Source organism: Streptomyces sp. NPDC020917, assembly GCF_044333795.1.
Taxonomy (GTDB): domain Bacteria; phylum Actinomycetota; class Actinomycetes; order Streptomycetales; family Streptomycetaceae; genus Actinacidiphila.
The window spans coordinates 221,254-235,999 of sequence record NZ_JBIRRR010000005.1 but is presented as its reverse complement, the minus strand read 5'-3'; the positions used below and the strand labels follow the sequence as shown (position 1 = coordinate 235,999).

Annotated in this window: 12 protein-coding genes; 4 read left to right on the top strand and 8 right to left on the bottom strand. The window is 73.5% G+C overall.

All coding sequences use genetic code 11. The features are described from left to right. Positions 1 to 2: 2 nt before the first annotated feature. The gene (locus ACH4TG_RS13285) at positions 3 to 1,373 is read right to left on the bottom strand and encodes an ABC transporter substrate-binding protein (protein WP_398242332.1); all 1,371 of its coding nucleotides are present in this window, start codon (positions 1,371 to 1,373) and stop codon (positions 3 to 5) included. Positions 1,374 to 1,640: 267 nt separating this feature from the next. Here ACH4TG_RS13285 and ACH4TG_RS13280 point away from each other — a divergent pair, with 267 nt between their 5' ends. Continuing rightward, positions 1,641 to 2,795 (top strand): ROK family protein, encoded by a 1,155-nt coding sequence (locus tag ACH4TG_RS13280; protein WP_398242331.1) that lies wholly within the window; start codon positions 1,641 to 1,643, stop codon positions 2,793 to 2,795. Positions 2,796 to 2,826: 31 nt separating this feature from the next. On the opposite strand, the gene ACH4TG_RS13275 is transcribed toward ACH4TG_RS13280, so the two are convergent. The 5 genes from ACH4TG_RS13275 to ACH4TG_RS13255 all read right to left on the bottom strand — a co-directional run bounded on the left by ACH4TG_RS13275 (position 2,827) and on the right by ACH4TG_RS13255 (position 6,788). Further along, positions 2,827 to 3,255, bottom strand: coding sequence for a hypothetical protein (locus ACH4TG_RS13275; protein WP_398242330.1), 429 nt, complete (start codon positions 3,253 to 3,255; stop codon positions 2,827 to 2,829). Between the two features lie 141 nt (positions 3,256 to 3,396). Then, positions 3,397 to 4,191, bottom strand: a complete 795-nt coding sequence (locus ACH4TG_RS13270; RefSeq protein ID WP_398242329.1) for an ABC transporter permease — start codon at positions 4,189 to 4,191, stop codon at positions 3,397 to 3,399. Then, complete coding sequence (locus ACH4TG_RS13265) at positions 4,188 to 5,228, bottom strand: ATP-binding cassette domain-containing protein (RefSeq protein WP_398242602.1); 1,041 nt, start codon at positions 5,226 to 5,228, stop codon at positions 4,188 to 4,190. The genes ACH4TG_RS13270 and ACH4TG_RS13265 overlap by 4 nt, the downstream gene beginning before the upstream one ends. A gap of 85 nt (positions 5,229 to 5,313) precedes the next feature. Further along, on the bottom strand, positions 5,314 to 6,156 hold the full coding sequence (locus ACH4TG_RS13260) for a DUF4097 family beta strand repeat-containing protein (RefSeq protein ID WP_398242328.1): 843 nt from the start codon (positions 6,154 to 6,156) through the stop codon (positions 5,314 to 5,316). Positions 6,157 to 6,272: 116 nt separating this feature from the next. Continuing rightward, complete coding sequence (locus ACH4TG_RS13255) at positions 6,273 to 6,788, bottom strand: toxin-antitoxin system HicB family antitoxin (protein ID WP_398242327.1); 516 nt, start codon at positions 6,786 to 6,788, stop codon at positions 6,273 to 6,275. Between the two features lie 363 nt (positions 6,789 to 7,151). On the opposite strand from ACH4TG_RS13255, the gene ACH4TG_RS13250 reads away from it, so the two are divergent. The 3 genes from ACH4TG_RS13250 to ACH4TG_RS13240 all read left to right on the top strand — a co-directional run bounded on the left by ACH4TG_RS13250 (position 7,152) and on the right by ACH4TG_RS13240 (position 10,821). After that, on the top strand, positions 7,152 to 7,439 hold the full coding sequence (locus ACH4TG_RS13250; RefSeq protein WP_398242326.1) for a hypothetical protein: 288 nt from the start codon (positions 7,152 to 7,154) through the stop codon (positions 7,437 to 7,439). 133 nt (positions 7,440 to 7,572) lie between these two features. Then, positions 7,573 to 7,710 (top strand): hypothetical protein, encoded by a 138-nt coding sequence (locus ACH4TG_RS13245; RefSeq protein WP_398242325.1) that lies wholly within the window; start codon positions 7,573 to 7,575, stop codon positions 7,708 to 7,710. Positions 7,711 to 7,983: 273 nt separating this feature from the next. Continuing rightward, on the top strand, positions 7,984 to 10,821 hold the full coding sequence (locus tag ACH4TG_RS13240; RefSeq protein ID WP_398242324.1) for an SCO7613 C-terminal domain-containing membrane protein: 2,838 nt from the start codon (positions 7,984 to 7,986) through the stop codon (positions 10,819 to 10,821). Between the two features lie 141 nt (positions 10,822 to 10,962). Here the strand turns inward: ACH4TG_RS13240 and efeB are convergent, their stop codons facing one another. Together efeB and efeU are read right to left on the bottom strand one after the other, a co-directional pair. Then, a complete protein-coding gene (gene efeB, locus ACH4TG_RS13235) occupies positions 10,963 to 12,255 on the bottom strand; it encodes an iron uptake transporter deferrochelatase/peroxidase subunit (RefSeq protein WP_398242323.1) in 1,293 nt (430 codons plus the stop codon). After that, positions 12,255 to 14,501 carry an iron uptake transporter permease EfeU gene (gene efeU, locus ACH4TG_RS13230; protein ID WP_398242322.1) on the bottom strand — a complete coding sequence of 749 codons (2,247 nt, stop codon included), beginning with the start codon at positions 14,499 to 14,501 and terminating at the stop codon, positions 12,255 to 12,257. The genes efeB and efeU overlap by 1 nt, the downstream gene beginning before the upstream one ends. Positions 14,502 to 14,746: the final 245 nt, after the last annotated feature.

The window sequence follows — 14,746 nt, the reverse complement described above, 5'->3', positions numbered from 1 at the left end:
CGTCACCCGGCCGAGCGGTCCACGACCGCGCCGTCGGTGGCACTCTTCACGTCGGACGCGTACTGGCTCGCGGCCTTCTCGGGGCTGGCCTGACCGATCGTCACCGACTCCATCGCGTTCTGGATCGCGGTGGACACCAGCGGGTAGGCGGGCAGCGCCGGGCGGTAGTGGGTGTACTTCACCAGTCCGGTGAAGAAGTCGATGCCGGGCATCGACCCCAGGTAGCCCTGGTCGCTCGCCACGTCCTGCCGCACCGCGATGTTGGCGGCCCGGATGTCGTAGTCGGCGGCGTTCTGCTTCGACTGCAGCGTGGTGATGAAGTTCCAGGCCAGGTCGGGGTTCTTCGACTTGGCGGGGATGGCCCAGGTCCAGCCGCCGGACAGGCTGACGGTGCCGGGCGCCTGGCCGTTCTGGGTGGGCATGGCCGTCTGGCCCATCACCTGGGACCACTGCGGCCACGGCTTGCCGCCGGTCTTGATCCAGTTGTTGCCCATCCATGAGCCGTCCAGGTCGATCGCCAGCTTCCCCTGCGGGATCAGCTCGGTGCCGACGGTGGTGCCGAAGTTCGCGCCGAGGGCGTCCTGGACGTCGGGGCCGAGCTTCTCCTTGAAGACGGTGTCCAGGAAGCCGAGCGCGTCGGTGAACCCCTTGTTGTTCACCACCCACTTCTTCGACGCGGAGTCGTACATCGGGTCCTGCCCGGTCCCGTACAGCAGCATCTCGAAGCCCTGCATGCTGGCGGCCTCGCCGGCGGCCTTGCCGGTGTAGATGTTGATCGGCGTGACCCCGGGGAGCTTCTGCTTCAGCGTCCGGGCCGTGCTCAGCAGGTCGTCCCAGGACTTGGGGTGCCAGTCGGTCGGCAGTCCGGCCTTCTGGAAGAGCTGCTTGTTGTACCACAGGCCGCGGGTGTCGGTGCCGTCCGGGACGCCGTACGTCTTCCCGTCCTGCGCCTTGGCCGCCGCCTTTGCCGTCGGCAGGAACTGGCTCCAGTCCTTCCACGTCGCCAGATAGCTGTCGATCGGCCGCAGATAACCGCTGGCGATATCGGAGTTGATCAGGAAGGTGTCCTCGTACACCAGATCAGGTGCGGTGCGCGGGGACCGCATCATCAGCTGGACCTTGGAGTAGTAGTCGTTCTCCGACGCCTGGATGGGGACGAGTTCGACCTTCTTGCCGGGGTTCGCCTTTTCGAACTGCTTTTTGACCACGGCCAGGTAGTCGTCCATGACCCGGACCTTGTTGTCCAGGTTTCGCTGGTAGGCGACTTTGATGGTGTTCCCGGAACCGGAACCGGAGCTGCCGCAGGCAGCGAGCGGGAGGATGAGCGACCCGCAGGACAATGCGATCGCAAGGACTCTGAAGTGCACCTTCACTTGTTGCTCCCTGGCGAGGAGTCGAGGACCCTTGCCGGGCAAGGGCAGTGCCTTCCGATTTCAAAAAGTAAATCCATTGGATTTATGAAGTCAATGGGTCCGACGCGAGCTTTCGCCGGTAGGGTCGAGACAAGCGGCAACGAAAACCACGTTGCCCGGACCCATCGGATGGAGGCGTCCGAACCCATGCAGACGGGGGCCAACCTCCCCCGGGTAGGGGGCTACAACCGCGCCGTCGTCCTCGACGCAGTACGCCGGAAGTCACCGGTGAGCAGGGTGGAGCTCGCCCAGCTGACCGGGCTGACCAACCAGACGGTCTCCAACGTCGTACGCCGGCTGCTGGAAGCGGAGTTGGTCCGGGAGACCGGCCAGGCGCCGTCCCGCGGCGGCAAGCCGCGCACGCTGCTGTCGCTATGCCCCGACGGGGCCTACGCGGTCGGCGCCCATCTCGACCCCGACTCCACCGTCGCCGTGCTGCTCGACCTGTCGGGCCGGGTGCTGCGCCGGCAGCGGATGCACACTGCCGTGGGCGGCGACCCCGACCGGCTGGTCCGGCTGCTCGGACGCACCGTCAACGCGCTGGTCACCCGGGCCGCCGTGCCCGGCGAGAAGGTGCTGGGGCTCGGGGTGGCCGTGCCGGGCCCGATCGACAGCGGCCGCGGCGTCGTGCTGGATCCGCCGAACCTGCCCGCCTGGCACCAGGTGCCCCTCACCGAAATCCTCGGCCGGGCAACGGAGTTGCCGGTGGTGATGGACAACGACGCCACCGCGGCGGCGATCGGCGAGCGCTGGGCCGGCGGCGCGGACCGTGCCGGCAGCTTCCTCTTCGTGTACATCGGTACCGGCATCGGCGGCGGCGTGATGCTCGCCGACACGGTGCTGCGCGGCGACTCCGGCAACGCCGGCGAGTTCGGGCACGTCCTGGTCGAGCCCGGCGGGAAGCGCTGCCACTGCGGAGCGCGCGGCTGCCTGGAGGCGTACGCGGCCCCGTACGCGGTGCTCGCCGACTTCGCCGCCCGCCACGGCCGCGGTGCGGCCGACGACCTCGGGCTGTCCCTCGACCCGGGGCGCACCCGCACCGACTGGACCCGGCTGTGCACCGCGGCGGCCAAGGGCGACGCCCGCGCGGCCGGTGCGCTGGAGGCGGCCGCCGGCCGCGTCGGCCAGGCCGCGCTCACCGCGGTCAACCTGCTCGACATCCCGCGGATCGTCCTCGGCGGCGAGGGGCTGCGCGGCGGCGAGGAGTACTTCCGGCGGGCGATCGACACCGCGGTCAACGGCTGGTCGCTGGCCCGCCGCGTCCGCACCGTGTCGGTGGTCCCCAGCCTCATCGGCGACGCCGCCGGCGCCGTGGGCGCGGCCTCCCTCGTGCTGCACGGCACCTACGCGCCGGGCTGGCACATGCTCCTCGGCACGCCCTGAGCGCGCGCCCCGGCCGCGAGCGAATCAGGCCCTACGTGGCCTTCAGCGGTCCCCGGAACGACTTGCGGAACACCGGTCCGGCCAGGGGGAGGATCGTGGTGAGCACCCTGCCCTTGAAGGTGCTGGGGTGCTCCCGGTCGAGCTGGACGTCGACCCGGCTGCCCTCGCCCTCGGGCGTCATCTGGAACACCCATCCGCCGCCGGGCCCGAAGACCTTCGAGTCGAGCGTGGTGACGGTGACCGTGTCCCCCTGCGGGTCCCACTCGTAGCGCGCCCGCTCCCAGCCGCTGTCCGTCCCCTCGGTCACCTCGGCCCAGGTGTCCCCGCGGGCGTGGACCGTGAAGTGCTCCGCGTCGATCGACGGCCACTCCCGGGGACGCGACGGGCCGAAGTCGGTCAGCACGTCCATCACCTCCGACGGGCGCAGCGAGGAGTTCAGGTGGAACCGCAGGACCGACATGGCCTGCTCCCTTCTCGCGGCGGACGCTCCCGTCGGCACGCGCACGGCGCGGCCGGCCCCCACTCCCAGGATGCACCCCTGCCGGCCGCCGTGCAGACCGGCGCGGGGGCGGTGGCCCGGTGATCGGGGGCGGCCGGGTCGTCAGCGCCTGCCGGTGCGGTCGTACAGCGACTTGGACCAGACGTAGCCGAGCACGGCCAGCACCAGGCACCACGCGACGGCGAGCCAGCCGTTGTGGCCGATCCTGGTGCCGAGCAGCAGGCCCCGCAGGGTCTCGATGGCCGGGGTGAACGGCTGGTACTCGGCGATCGGCCGGAACCAGCCCGGCATGGTGTGCAGCGGGACGAACGCGCTGGACAGCAGCGGCAGGACCATCAGCGGCAGCGCGTTGTTGCTGGCCGCCTCCGCGTTCGGGCTGGACAGGCCCATCCCGACCGCGATCCAGGTCAGCGCCAGGGACACGAGCGCCAGCAGCCCCACGGCCAGCAGCCACTCCACGACGGTGGCGTCCGTGGACCGGAACCCGATGGCCACCGCGACGGCACCGACGAGGAGCACGCTCATCATGCACTGCAGGACGCTGCCGACGACGTGCCCGATGAGCACCGACCCCCGGTGGATCGCCATCGTGCGGAAGCGGGCGATGATGCCCTCGGTCATGTCCGTGGCGACGGACACCGCGCTGCCGATGGTGGTGCCGCCGATCGTCAGCAGCAGGATGCCCGGCACGAGGTAGGCGATGTAGGCGGAGCGGTCCGCGCCGCCGTTCCCGATCCCCGCGCTCATCACGTCACCGAAGATGTAGACGAACAGCAGGAGCAGCATGACCGGCGTGAGCAGCAGGTTCAGCGTCATGGACGGGTAGCGGCGGGCGTGCAGCAGGTTGCGCCGCAGCATCGTGGACGAGTCGCGCACGGCGAGGGACAGGGAACTCATCGGACGTCCTCCTTGGGCTGGTCCTGGTGGTCCTGCGGGAGCGGCGCGTTCGGCCGGCCCGGATGGGTGCGAGTGGGGACGCCGTCGCCGGCGCCGGTCAGGGCGAAGAAGACGTCGTCGAGATCGGGGGTGTGCACGGTCAGCTCGTCGGCCTCGATGGCCGCCGCGTCCAACCGGTCGAGCACGGCGCGCAGTTCGCGCTGGCTGCCGTCGCTGGGGATGTGCAGCGCCAGCGCCGCGTCGTCCCGGGCGACCTCGCCGAGCGCGGCCGCTGCGCTCCGGTACGCGGCCGGGTCGGTGAAGCGGAGCCGGACGTGCCCGCCCGGGATCAGCCGCTTGAGCTCCTCGGCGGTGCCCTCGGCGACGATCCTCCCGCCGTTCAGCACCGCGATGCGGTCGGCCAGTTCGTCGGCCTCGTCCAGGTACTGCGTGGTGAGGAAGACGGTCACGCCGGTCGCGACGAGCTCGCGGATGATCTGCCACATGTTGTGGCGGGCCCTCGGGTCGAGGCCGGTGGTCGGCTCGTCGAGGAAGATGATCCGCGGGCTGCCGACCAGGGTCATGGCGATGTCGAGCCGGCGCTTCATGCCGCCGGAGTAGGTCGAGGCGGGCTTCCGCGCCGCCTCGGTGAGGTCGAAGCGCTCCAGCAGCTCGGCGGCGACCCGCCGGCCCTCGCGCTTGGACAGGTGGTGCAGGTCGGCCATCAGCAGCATGTTCTCCTCGCCCGTGATCAGGCCGTCGACCGCGGAGAACTGCCCGGTCACCCCGATCGCGGCGCGCACGCCGTCCGGCGACGTGGTGAGGTCGTGCCCGGCGACCTGGGCCTGCCCGCTGTCGGCCGCGATGAGCGTCGACAGGATCTGCACGGTGGTGGTCTTGCCCGCGCCGTTCGGGCCGAGCAGCGCGAACACCGACCCGGCCGGGATCCGCAGGTCGATGCCGTCGAGGACGGTCTTGTCGCCGTAGGACTTGCGCAGGCCGAGGGCCGAGACGGCGGCGGGCGCCTGCGGGGCGCCCTCCCGCCTGGACGTGGGCATGACAGAGGTGGGCATGGTGCCCTCCCGTTCGAAGGCAGAAGTGACAGGGGGAGTGGGGGAGTCGGCAGGACGACCGGTGCGGCGCTCAGACCCGGGCGCGGCGCACGTCGATGTTGCCGTAGCGGGTCCTGGCGCGGATGGTGACGGTGTCCTCGGTCTCCTGCGGAGTCTCGGACGCGGCGAGCGAGTTGCGCACCTGGCCGGACGCGGAGCTGACGTCGAGCCAGGCGGCGGTCCCCTCGCGGACACCGACCTCGATGGCGCCGTAGGAGGTCTCCAACTGGACAGTGCCGCGGGCGACTTCGGCGACCCGCAGGGTGCCGTTGGCGGTCGTGGCGGTGACCGAGTCCTCGGCGCGGGCGATGTCGATGTCGCCGTTGGCGCCGCTGACCCGCAGCTCGCCGGTCGCGGCGCCCACCGTCGTGCTGCCGTGCGAGTTCTTCAGGACGGCGGGGCCGTCGATGAGGCCGACGCGCACGCTGCCGGAGCTGGTGGTGATCTCGGCCTGGCCCTCGACGCGGTCGACGGTGATCGAGCCGTGCGACGCCTTGAGGTGCAGCGGGCCGGTGGTGTCGAAGCGGACGTCGCCGGACGAGGTCTTCACGCGGGCCTCGCCGAGCCGGCCCTCGCCGAGCACCTGGGTCCACGAGCCCGTCACCTCGACGCGCGAGCCCGCGGGCAGCTCCACCGTCACGTCGACCGCGCCGGAGGGCCCGATCAGCTGGCGCTCCTTGGTCCTCACGGTCAGGACCCCGCTCGCGTAGGTGACCTCGGTCTGCTTGGCGGCCCTGACGTCCTTGTCCTTCTTCGGGTCGCGGGGCTGCACCTCGACGACCGTGTCGGCGCGGTCGGCGGCGGTGAAGCGGATGGAGCCGGCGCCGACGTGCGCTGTGGCCGAGATCGGGTTGGGAGTGTCGAAAGAAGGCATGACGGTACCGTCCTCTTGGGTCTGCGGGACGTCCCTGCTGGTGGGACGCGGTATGGGTGAAGTAGCTGGTGCTGGTCGGTGCGGTGGCCGGCCGGGGTGCGGGGTCGCGGGTGCGGCTAGCGCACCCAGCCCGTGAAGCTCTGACCGATCTGGGTCTTGTCCGCGGGGCGCGGGCGGGCGCCGGTGTCGACCGCGGCTGACACGGCCCGCACCAGCCAGGCGTTGACCGACAGGCCCTCGCGGGCCGCCGCCTCCTCGGCACGGGCCTTGAGGTGGGCCGGCAGGCGCAGGTTGACCCGCGCGGTGCCGCCCTCGTCGCCGTCGGCCGGGCCCGGCGTCTGCAGCGTTTCGGCCGGTGCGGCCGGCTCCGCGGGGACGCCGCGATCGGTGGGCGGCGGTGTCACCACGAAGTCGGGGTCCAGCCCGCGCAGCCGTACGTCGACCGAGCCGGGGGCGAGTTCGCGGGTGATCTCGTCCATCGCGGCGGAGAGCACGTTGAGCATGGTCAGCCGGGTCGCCGACTCCAGGGGAGCGGTGAGGCGCTCGGCCATCGCGCGTGCTTCGTCACCGCCGGCCTCGGCGGCCACCGCGAGTTCGCGGCGGAGGGTGTCGACATACGGGGTGAGGTCCATGACGCTATGGTGGCACCACTGTGGTGCCATGTGCAACCCCGAATGGTGCCGCGTATGGCTCCGACTGATTGACCCCGTCTCTGACCTGGGGATATGCGGCATGGCCGGGCTGAAAAGGGGATGGCGTCACAGCCGCCCAGGCCCGTCCGGGCTCCCGGGGTGGCACCGGATGGCGCCATGTGGCGCCGTATGGCGCCGCGTGGCACGTCATGGCATCACGTGGCGCCATCTGGTGCCACGCGTGGTGTTTCGCGGTGCTGCCCGGGCCACCGGCCGGAACGTGCACACGTCCGGTGCGCGTCGGACAATGGGGGAGCCGCCGGTGGCCGGCACGGCCACCGCTGGAAGCCCAGGGAGGTCGGCATGAACGCCTTGAGCCATCACGGAGCGGCACGATCCGGAACCGAGCCCACCACCGCCAGGTCGGCCACCGGCCTGCGGCTGCGCCTGTCACTCATCTGGGCCCCCATCTTCCTCGTCCTCTGCGGGCTCCTCGCCTGGGGCGCGGCCGAGACCCAGACCGGCGACACCCAGACCGTCGTCATCGCCCTGTCGACGGCCAGCTTCCTCGCCTTCTGCTTCGCACTGGGCGACGCCCTGCGCCTGATCATGGGTCGACGGCACGAGAGGCAGCCACGCCCGTCGACCTGACGGCACGGCTCCGGGGACCCCGGCGGGATCCCCGGAGCCGTGGATGACGAGAACGGCCGGCCGGCGCCGTCGCCGGTCCGGTTGCGGCCACCGCGCCCGCCTGCCCGGGAGACCCGCTAGGACGCTCCGGCGCATGGACGACGCCGGCCTCGCCGTCGACGACCCCGACACCGCGACGTCCTGCTTCCACGCCGTCGGCATGGAACCGAGGGGCAGGATGCCGGCCGAGGGTCGCCGGCCCGCCGGGACGCGCACGGAGCAGAGCCGGTAGCCGTCCTCGTACCGCCCGGTCCGGCGGGGGAGTTCGCCGCGCTCCCCCCCGGCCCGGGTCACCGCGGCTCGGGGCCGATCATCGCAGGAGCGTGGAACTTCGTCGGCTCGACGCGGCTGTGGGCGTCCGAGGCGCGCATCGGGCGATCTCGACCCGGACGCCGTCGCGCTCGCCCGGCAACCCCGCGGCTGAAGGGGGCCGGGCCGTTCGCTCAGCGGCAGTTGAGTAGGCGTACTCATGTGGCGCCCGTCCGCCGGTCCGAGACTCGCGGGTATGGACACACGCCAGAACCGCTGCCCGGACTGCGGTTCACCGCTGGGCATCGCCCCCGGTCCCCGCTGCCCGCGCTGCGGGCTGCCGCTGACCGGGCCGCAGGCCGTGGAACTGTGGCATCTGGACCGCACCCTGGCCGACCTGGCCGCGCGCCGGACCGCCCTGCTGCACCGCCGCGGCGTCCTGATCGCGGCACTGCGGGCGCGGCGGACCGCGCCGGGCGCACCCGCGAACCCTGCGCCCGCCCCTCACGGCGGACCGCTCGCCGCACCGCACGGCGCGCCTCCCGGCGTGCCCTGGGCCATGCCGCGGCCGGACGCGCCCGCCCTGTCCGTGCAGACCGTGCTGCTCGTCCTCGGTGGCGTGCTCACCTCCGTCGCGGGACTGGTGTTCACCGTCGTCAACTGGGGCCATCTGGGCGTCGCGGGGCGGGCCGCGGTGCTGACCGTGCTCACCGGCCTGGCCTTCACCGCCCACCTGACGCTGCGGCGGCGCCTCGCCGCGACCGCCGAGACGGCCGCCTCCGTCGGCCTCGCGCTGGTGCTGCTGGACTGCTACGCCGCCCGCGCCGCGGGCCTCGCCGGTCTGGACCGCCTCCCCGCGGACGGCTACTTCACCGCGGTCGCGGCGCTCGCCGGCGCGGCGGCCTGGGCCTACGGGCGGGGGTTGCGTTCGACGGCCCTTCAGTGGGGGGCGCTGCTGCTCGCGCAGGGAACCGTGGTGCTGGCCGCCGCGACCGCCGACGCGGGCCGAGCCGGATGGGGGATGTTCCTGGTCGCGGGCGCGGCTCTCGACCTGGCGTCGGCCCTCGTCCTGCGCGGTACGGCCCGGCCGGGCCCCGCGCTGGCGCGCGCCGCCTCGGTGGCCGGCGCGGTGTGGGCCGTCGCGGGCGGGGCCGTCGCCGGCACGGTCCTGCTGGGCGCCGGCCCGGGGGACGCGTACGGGCCGGTGCTCGACGCGTGCGTGCCGCTGGCCGTGCTGGCGCTGCTCGGCACGAGCGCCGCGCGCCACGGTGAACTGCCGCACTCGATAAGGGTGTTGGCCGGTGCGGTGGCCGGCGTCGCGCTGGTCGCGGTGGTGGCCGGCGGGCCCCGGGTGGGCCTGCCCGCCGAGTGGACGGTCACCGCGCACGCGGTCCCCGCAGCCGCTCTCGCGGTACTGGCCCTCGGCCGTCTCGCCGCATCCGGGCCCGGGGCGCGTCGCCACCCGCTGTGGGCGGGGGCGGCCGTGGCCGGCGCCGTCGTGCTGGGCGCGGCGGTCCTCCAGGTGCTGCCCGAACTGCTGCGGGCTCTGGGCGAGCCGCTCCGGCAGACGTTGACCACCGCGGGAGCCGACGCACGCTGGCACGTCGGCGGCGCGGTCCCCGCCGTCGCGGTACTGCTCGCGGTCACCGCCGGCACGGCGGCGTTCCTCCTCTCCGGCAACCGCCTTGCCGGCGCGGGACTTTCGGGCAACGGCCTGCCCGGTGCCCCCCAAGTGCCGCCCACCGGCGGTCCCCTCGCCCCGGCGCAGGCCGCCGAAGCGGCGAAGCCCGCCCAGCCCGGCCAGCCTGTCCCGCCGGGCGAACCCGCTCCCGCGGTTCCGCGTACGCCTGGTGCTGCCTCCACCGGGCCGGCGCAGTCCGCCGGGTCCGCCTCGACCGCGGGGCCCGGGCGCTCGCTTCCGTCCGGGCACTCCGCCCCGCCCGCCCATCCCGTCCAACCGGCGGACGAAGCACGGTTGTTGGCCTGGGGTGCGGCCGTCGTGGTCGCGGTGGTGGCCGCGGTGGCGGCGTTCGCGCTGGCGCCGGTCGCCGCGGGGCTTCCGTACGGGGTCGCGCTCGCGGCGGCCTGGCTGCCGGCGCCCGTTGCCGCGGCCTTCCTGGTGCGCAGGCCGGACGCCGGCCTCGTGCCCAAGCTGTGCGCCGTGGTCACCCCGGTGGCCCTCGCGCTCGTCTGGTCGCTGCCGCACGACACCGCCGCGCTCGCCGTCTGGGGAGCCACTGCCGCCCTCGGGGCGGGACTCGCCGCGGGGCTGCACGGGCCCGGGCCGCGCTGGATCGCCGAGGGCGCCGCCGCGTTCAGCGTGATCGCGCTCGGCGTGGAGGCGGCACGCGCCGGTGTCACCGCGGGACTGCCCGCACACCTGGCGGCGTTCGCGGTCCTGGGGGCGGCCGTCGCAGCCGTGCCGGTGGCGGCACGGCTGCGCAGCACGGCCGTCGAGGCCGCCGGCTACGGGGTCGCCGCCGCCGCGCTGCTGATGACGATCCCGCACCGCGACGCGGCGAGCGTCGCCCTGGCCGTCGCGGGCGCTGCCGCGCTCGGGGTGGCGCTGCGCGCCGAGCGCCGCGGGGCGGCCGTCCCGGCCGCCGTCGTGCTGCTCACCCTGGCGTCCTGGCTGCGCCTGTCCGCGGCGGGCGTCACCGCACCCGAGCCGTACGTCGCGCCGGTCGCCGTCGCCGCCCTGCTCCTCGGGCACCTGCACCGCCGCAGGTTCCCGCAGGCCGGCTCGTGGCCGGCGTACGGTCCCGGGCTCGGCTTCGGCCTGCTGCCGGGGCTCGGCGCCGCCTGGGCCGACGTGCACTGGCTGCGCCCGCTGCTGCTGGGGGTCGTCGCGCTCGCCGTGACGCTGGCCGGTGCCCGGCACCGGCTGCGGGCGCCGCTGATGCTGGGCGGGGCGGTCCTGACCGCCGACGCCGTGCACGAACTGGCCCCGGCCATCGCCCAGTCCCTCGGCCTGCTGCCGCGCTGGGCGCCGCTGGCCGCGGCGGGCCTGCTGCTGCTCTTCCTCGGCGCCACCTACGAGCAGCGCCTCGCCGACGGCCGCCGGCTGCGCGACCGCCTCCGCCGCCTGACCTGACCTGATCTGATCTGGCCTGGCCAGGGCCTGATCTGGCCTCGCATGGCCGCCCGGCCCGGCCCGGCCCGGTCCGTCCCCGGAACCCGGACGCCCCTCGTGCAAGAGGCACGAGGGGCGTTTTGGCGGAGCGGATGCTGGCGGTCAGGCCGCGAGCAGCCCCTTGCCGAGCCAGTCGCCGGCACCCTTCACGCCGGGCAGGACGAAGAAGTACCCGCCGCCGGTCGGGGAGATGTAGTCCACCAGGGGCTCGTCGATCAGCCGGGTCTGTGTGGCCTCGAACTGGCGCACCACGTCCTGCTGGTAGCAGGCGAAGACCAGGCCCATGTCGAGGTTGCCCACCGCGTCGATGCCGCGGTCGTAGTTGTAGCCGCGGCGCAGGATCCGGGAGTCGTCGGTCTTCGCGGTGCGTGGGTTGGCCAGGCGGATGTGGGAGTCCAGCGGGATCGCGGTGCCCTGCGGGTCCTTGGCGTAGTCGGGGATGTCGGTCTCCACCGCGCCGTCCAGGGGCGCCCCGGTGTCCTTGCGGCGGCCGAACATCTTCTCCTGCTCGGTGAGCGAGACCCGGTCCCAGAACTCCACGAGCATCCGGATGATGCGGATCACCTGGTAGCTGCCGCCCACCGCCCAGGCGGGCTCGCCGGTCGTGGGGGTGACCCAGATCAGCCGGTCCATCTCGCGGCCCGAGGAGGTGTCCGGGTTGGCGATGCCGTCCTTGAAACCGAGCAGGTTGCGCTGGGCTCCGGTGGGCCGGGACGGCGACTGGAAGCCGTCGATCCGCCACTTCACCTGCATCAGGCCGCGGGTGTGCCGGGCGATGTCGCGCATCGCGTGCAGCACGGTGTCCTGGTGCGAGGCGCAGATCTGCAGGCTGAGGTCGCCGTGGCACTCGGCCGGCGTCAGGTTGTCGTTGGGGAACGTCCGCATCGGCGTGAGCTTCGTCGGCCGCCGCGCGGCCAGCCCGTACCGGTCGTCGAACAGGCTCGCGCCCACGCCGACCGTCACGGTCAGGTTGTCGGCGGGGACGACCGGGCCGAGGATGCCGTTGTCCGACGGCGGCGCGCCGACGCCGAGGTCCGGGGGAGTGCCCCCGGAAGTGAGGAAGCGGATCCGCTCGGTCAGCGTCTGGAACAGCTGCTGCAGGCCCTTGCGGTCCTGGGCGATGACGTCCATCGACAGGAACACCCCGTGCTCCTGGGGCGGCGTGATCACGCCCGCCTGGTGGGCGCCCTCGAAGGAGACGGTGCCGGCGTCGGCCGGGTCCGGGCTGTCGGCTGCGGCCGGTGACGCGCCGGTCAGGGCCAGCGCGCCGGAGGCCAGCGCCGCGCCCGCGGCACCGGCGCCCAGGGCGGTCTTGACGAAGTCACGCCGCGAGCCGCCGAAACCGAAGGGGCAGGAGCCGGTGGCGCGGGAAGGCTGGGGGTCGACGCTGGTCATCAGGCGGACTTCCGGATCTCGAGCAGGTCGGGGACAGGAGCGAGGTCTTCCAACAGCTGGCCGACCGCGCCGTTGAGGGTGGTGCGGGTCTTCGCGTCGAGCTGCTCGACCGGCGTCCAGCCGTTGCCGGGGCGCTGGGCCTGCTGCAGGAGGCCGGCGACCCGGGCGATGTCGGCGTCGACGGTGCCGAGCAGTTCGGGGCTGCGCTTGGCGATCAGCGGGCGGAGCACGCCGAGCAGTTCCCGGGTGCCGGCCAGGTTGGCCTGCGCGGTGGCCAGGTTCGTGCCGCTGCCCTCGTCGGTGTCGCCGGTGAGCTCGAACTGGAGGGTGTTCTCCAGGATCTCGTGGGTGCGCAGCGGCAGGTCGCCCGGGTCGAAGTCCTGTGTGGGGAAGGCCTTCCGCAGCCCGGTGACGTCGGTGGCGAGCTGGTCGGCGGTGCCGGCCAGGGACGCGGCGGACTCGCCGTGCCACAGGCCGTACTCCAGGCGCAGGAAGCCGGTGAAGTCCTTGTCGTGCACGCCGTCCGGGAGGCCGTCGGCCCGCCCGTTGATCTTGCTGTCGAAGTCGGCGAAGGTGCCGTAGGCGGCGCCGAGGGAGGCGTACCGGGTGTGCGCGGTCAGCCAGTCCTGCTTCGCCTGGGCCAGGTTGCCCGCGTGCAGGTCGGCGGCGAGCTTCGCGGTGTCGGTCTGCAGCGTGGCCAGGCCCGCGTCGACGTAGGTCCGGTAGGAGGCGAGCGGGCCGGCCAGGTCGGACTCCGCGACGGGCAGCACGGCGTGCACCGAGCCGCCGCCGCTGACCCGGACCGCCGCGGAGGTGACGGCCTTTCCGCCGGTGGGGACGCAGCGCCAGGCGTACGAGCCGGCGCCGAGGGTGGCGGTCAGCGAGCGGGTGGTGCCGGGGGCCAGGCCCTCGATCTCGCCGTACACGGCGTTGCTGGCCGGGTCGATCAGGTAGACCTCGGAAGTCTGCGAGCCGGTGTTGTGCATCTCGAAGGTCTGCCGGCCCGGCTGCGGGCCGGTGAAGCCCTTGCCGCACTCGGTCGGGGAGACGCTCACGGTGGCGGCCGCGGCCTTCTTGCCGCCGGACGCGGCGATCATCACCCCGGCCACGACGGCCGGGACGGCGATGACGGCGACCGGTACGGCCCAGCGCGGCACGCCGCCGCGCCTCCCCGGCCCGGACGGCTGGGCGGGGGACGTCGGCCCGGACGGCTCCGCGGCCTCGGCGGCCGCGGCCTGCCGGGCGGCGGGCGCGGGGGCGTCGGCGGCCTCCGCGGTCGCGGTGGCGACCCCGGACTTGGCGCCGCCCTCGGCGGCCGCCGCGGTCTCGCCGGCCGAAGCGGCCGCGGCCTGCTGCGTGGCGGACGCGGCGGACCCGGCGCTCGCGGTGCCGCTGACGGCTGCCGCGGGCCGGGCGGCCGGCGGCGGCTTGGGGGCGGCCAGGCCGCGGACGAACAGGGTCATCACCACGGCGAGGTAGGCGACATAGGCCACGACCTGGAGCCAGGTCATCTGCGTGGTGAGGTTGAGCACGCCCTGGACCAGCTGCGCGTACCAGGAGTTGGCGTCGACGTGTCCGGACAGGTCGACCAGGTAGGCGCCGCCGCCCGGAAGGACGTTGCCCTCCTGGAGGTCGCGCAGGCCGTAGCCGAGCACGCCCGCCGCGATGACGATGAGGCCGAAGCCCGTCCAGGTGAAGAACTTGGTCAGGTTGATCTTCAGCACGCGCTTGTACAGCGCCCAGCACAGCACCGCGGCCAGCACCAGGCCGATGGCGCCGCCGGTCAGCGGGCCCGCGCTGGAGCCGTGCGCGGTCTGCGCGTTGGTCCACAGGAAGAGCGCGGTCTCCAGTCCCTCGCGGCCCACCGCGAGGAAGCTGGTGATGATCAGGGCGCCGGCGCCCATGGTGAGCGCGGCGGTCACCTTCTCCTTGATCTCACCGGAGAGGTTGCGCGCGTTCTTGCGCATCCAGAAGACCATCGCGGTGACGAAGCCCACCGCGATCACCGACAGGAAGCCGCCGAAGGCCTCCTGGGCGGTGGTCGGCATCTGCTGCGAGCTGAAGGTCAGCACCGCGCCGAAGCTGAGGGACAGTCCGATCGCGGCGGCCACACCCGTCCAGACCTGGGGCAGCCGCTCCTTGTTGCCGCCGCGGACCAGGGTCGCCACGAGGATCGAGACGACGAGGCCGGCCTCGAGTCCCTCCCGCAGGCCGATCAGAAAATTGGGGAACACGTTGTCCCACATCAGGATGCCCCTCCCCGGGACCGGCCGGTCACGCCGACGCAATTTAGCTTAGGCAAACCTTAGCAGTGCCCTGAGTGTGTTCCCGTGGACGGGTCTTCGGGTGGGGTCTGGCCCCTTCCTCTGGCGTTCCTGTGAGACGGCGGTCGCGGCTATCCAACTCCTACATCGTGTAGTAGTTTCCCGGCGGGACCTCCGCACGTCACCGTTTCGCCGGTCACGGGCCCGGCAGGTCGCCCTCACCCGCG

Excerpts from the sequence above, each read along its gene's own strand:
- ACH4TG_RS13275 (WP_398242330.1), bottom strand. The coding sequence starts at position 3,255 with ATGTCGGTCCTGCGGTTCCACCTGAACTCCTCGCTGCGCCCGTCGGAG.
- ACH4TG_RS13270 (WP_398242329.1), bottom strand. The coding sequence starts at position 4,191 with ATGAGTTCCCTGTCCCTCGCCGTGCGCGACTCGTCCACGATGCTGCGG.
- ACH4TG_RS13265 (WP_398242602.1), bottom strand. The coding sequence starts at position 5,228 with ATGCCCACGTCCAGGCGGGAGGGCGCCCCGCAGGCGCCCGCCGCCGTC.
- ACH4TG_RS13260 (WP_398242328.1), bottom strand. The coding sequence starts at position 6,156 with ATGCCTTCTTTCGACACTCCCAACCCGATCTCGGCCACAGCGCACGTC.
- ACH4TG_RS13255 (WP_398242327.1), bottom strand. The coding sequence starts at position 6,788 with ATGGACCTCACCCCGTATGTCGACACCCTCCGCCGCGAACTCGCGGTG.
- ACH4TG_RS13250 (WP_398242326.1), top strand. The coding sequence starts at position 7,152 with ATGAACGCCTTGAGCCATCACGGAGCGGCACGATCCGGAACCGAGCCC.
- ACH4TG_RS13245 (WP_398242325.1), top strand. The coding sequence starts at position 7,573 with ATGGACGACGCCGGCCTCGCCGTCGACGACCCCGACACCGCGACGTCC.
- ACH4TG_RS13240 (WP_398242324.1), top strand. The coding sequence starts at position 7,984 with ATGGACACACGCCAGAACCGCTGCCCGGACTGCGGTTCACCGCTGGGC.
- efeB (WP_398242323.1), bottom strand. The coding sequence starts at position 12,255 with ATGACCAGCGTCGACCCCCAGCCTTCCCGCGCCACCGGCTCCTGCCCC.
- efeU (WP_398242322.1), bottom strand. The coding sequence starts at position 14,501 with ATGTGGGACAACGTGTTCCCCAATTTTCTGATCGGCCTGCGGGAGGGA.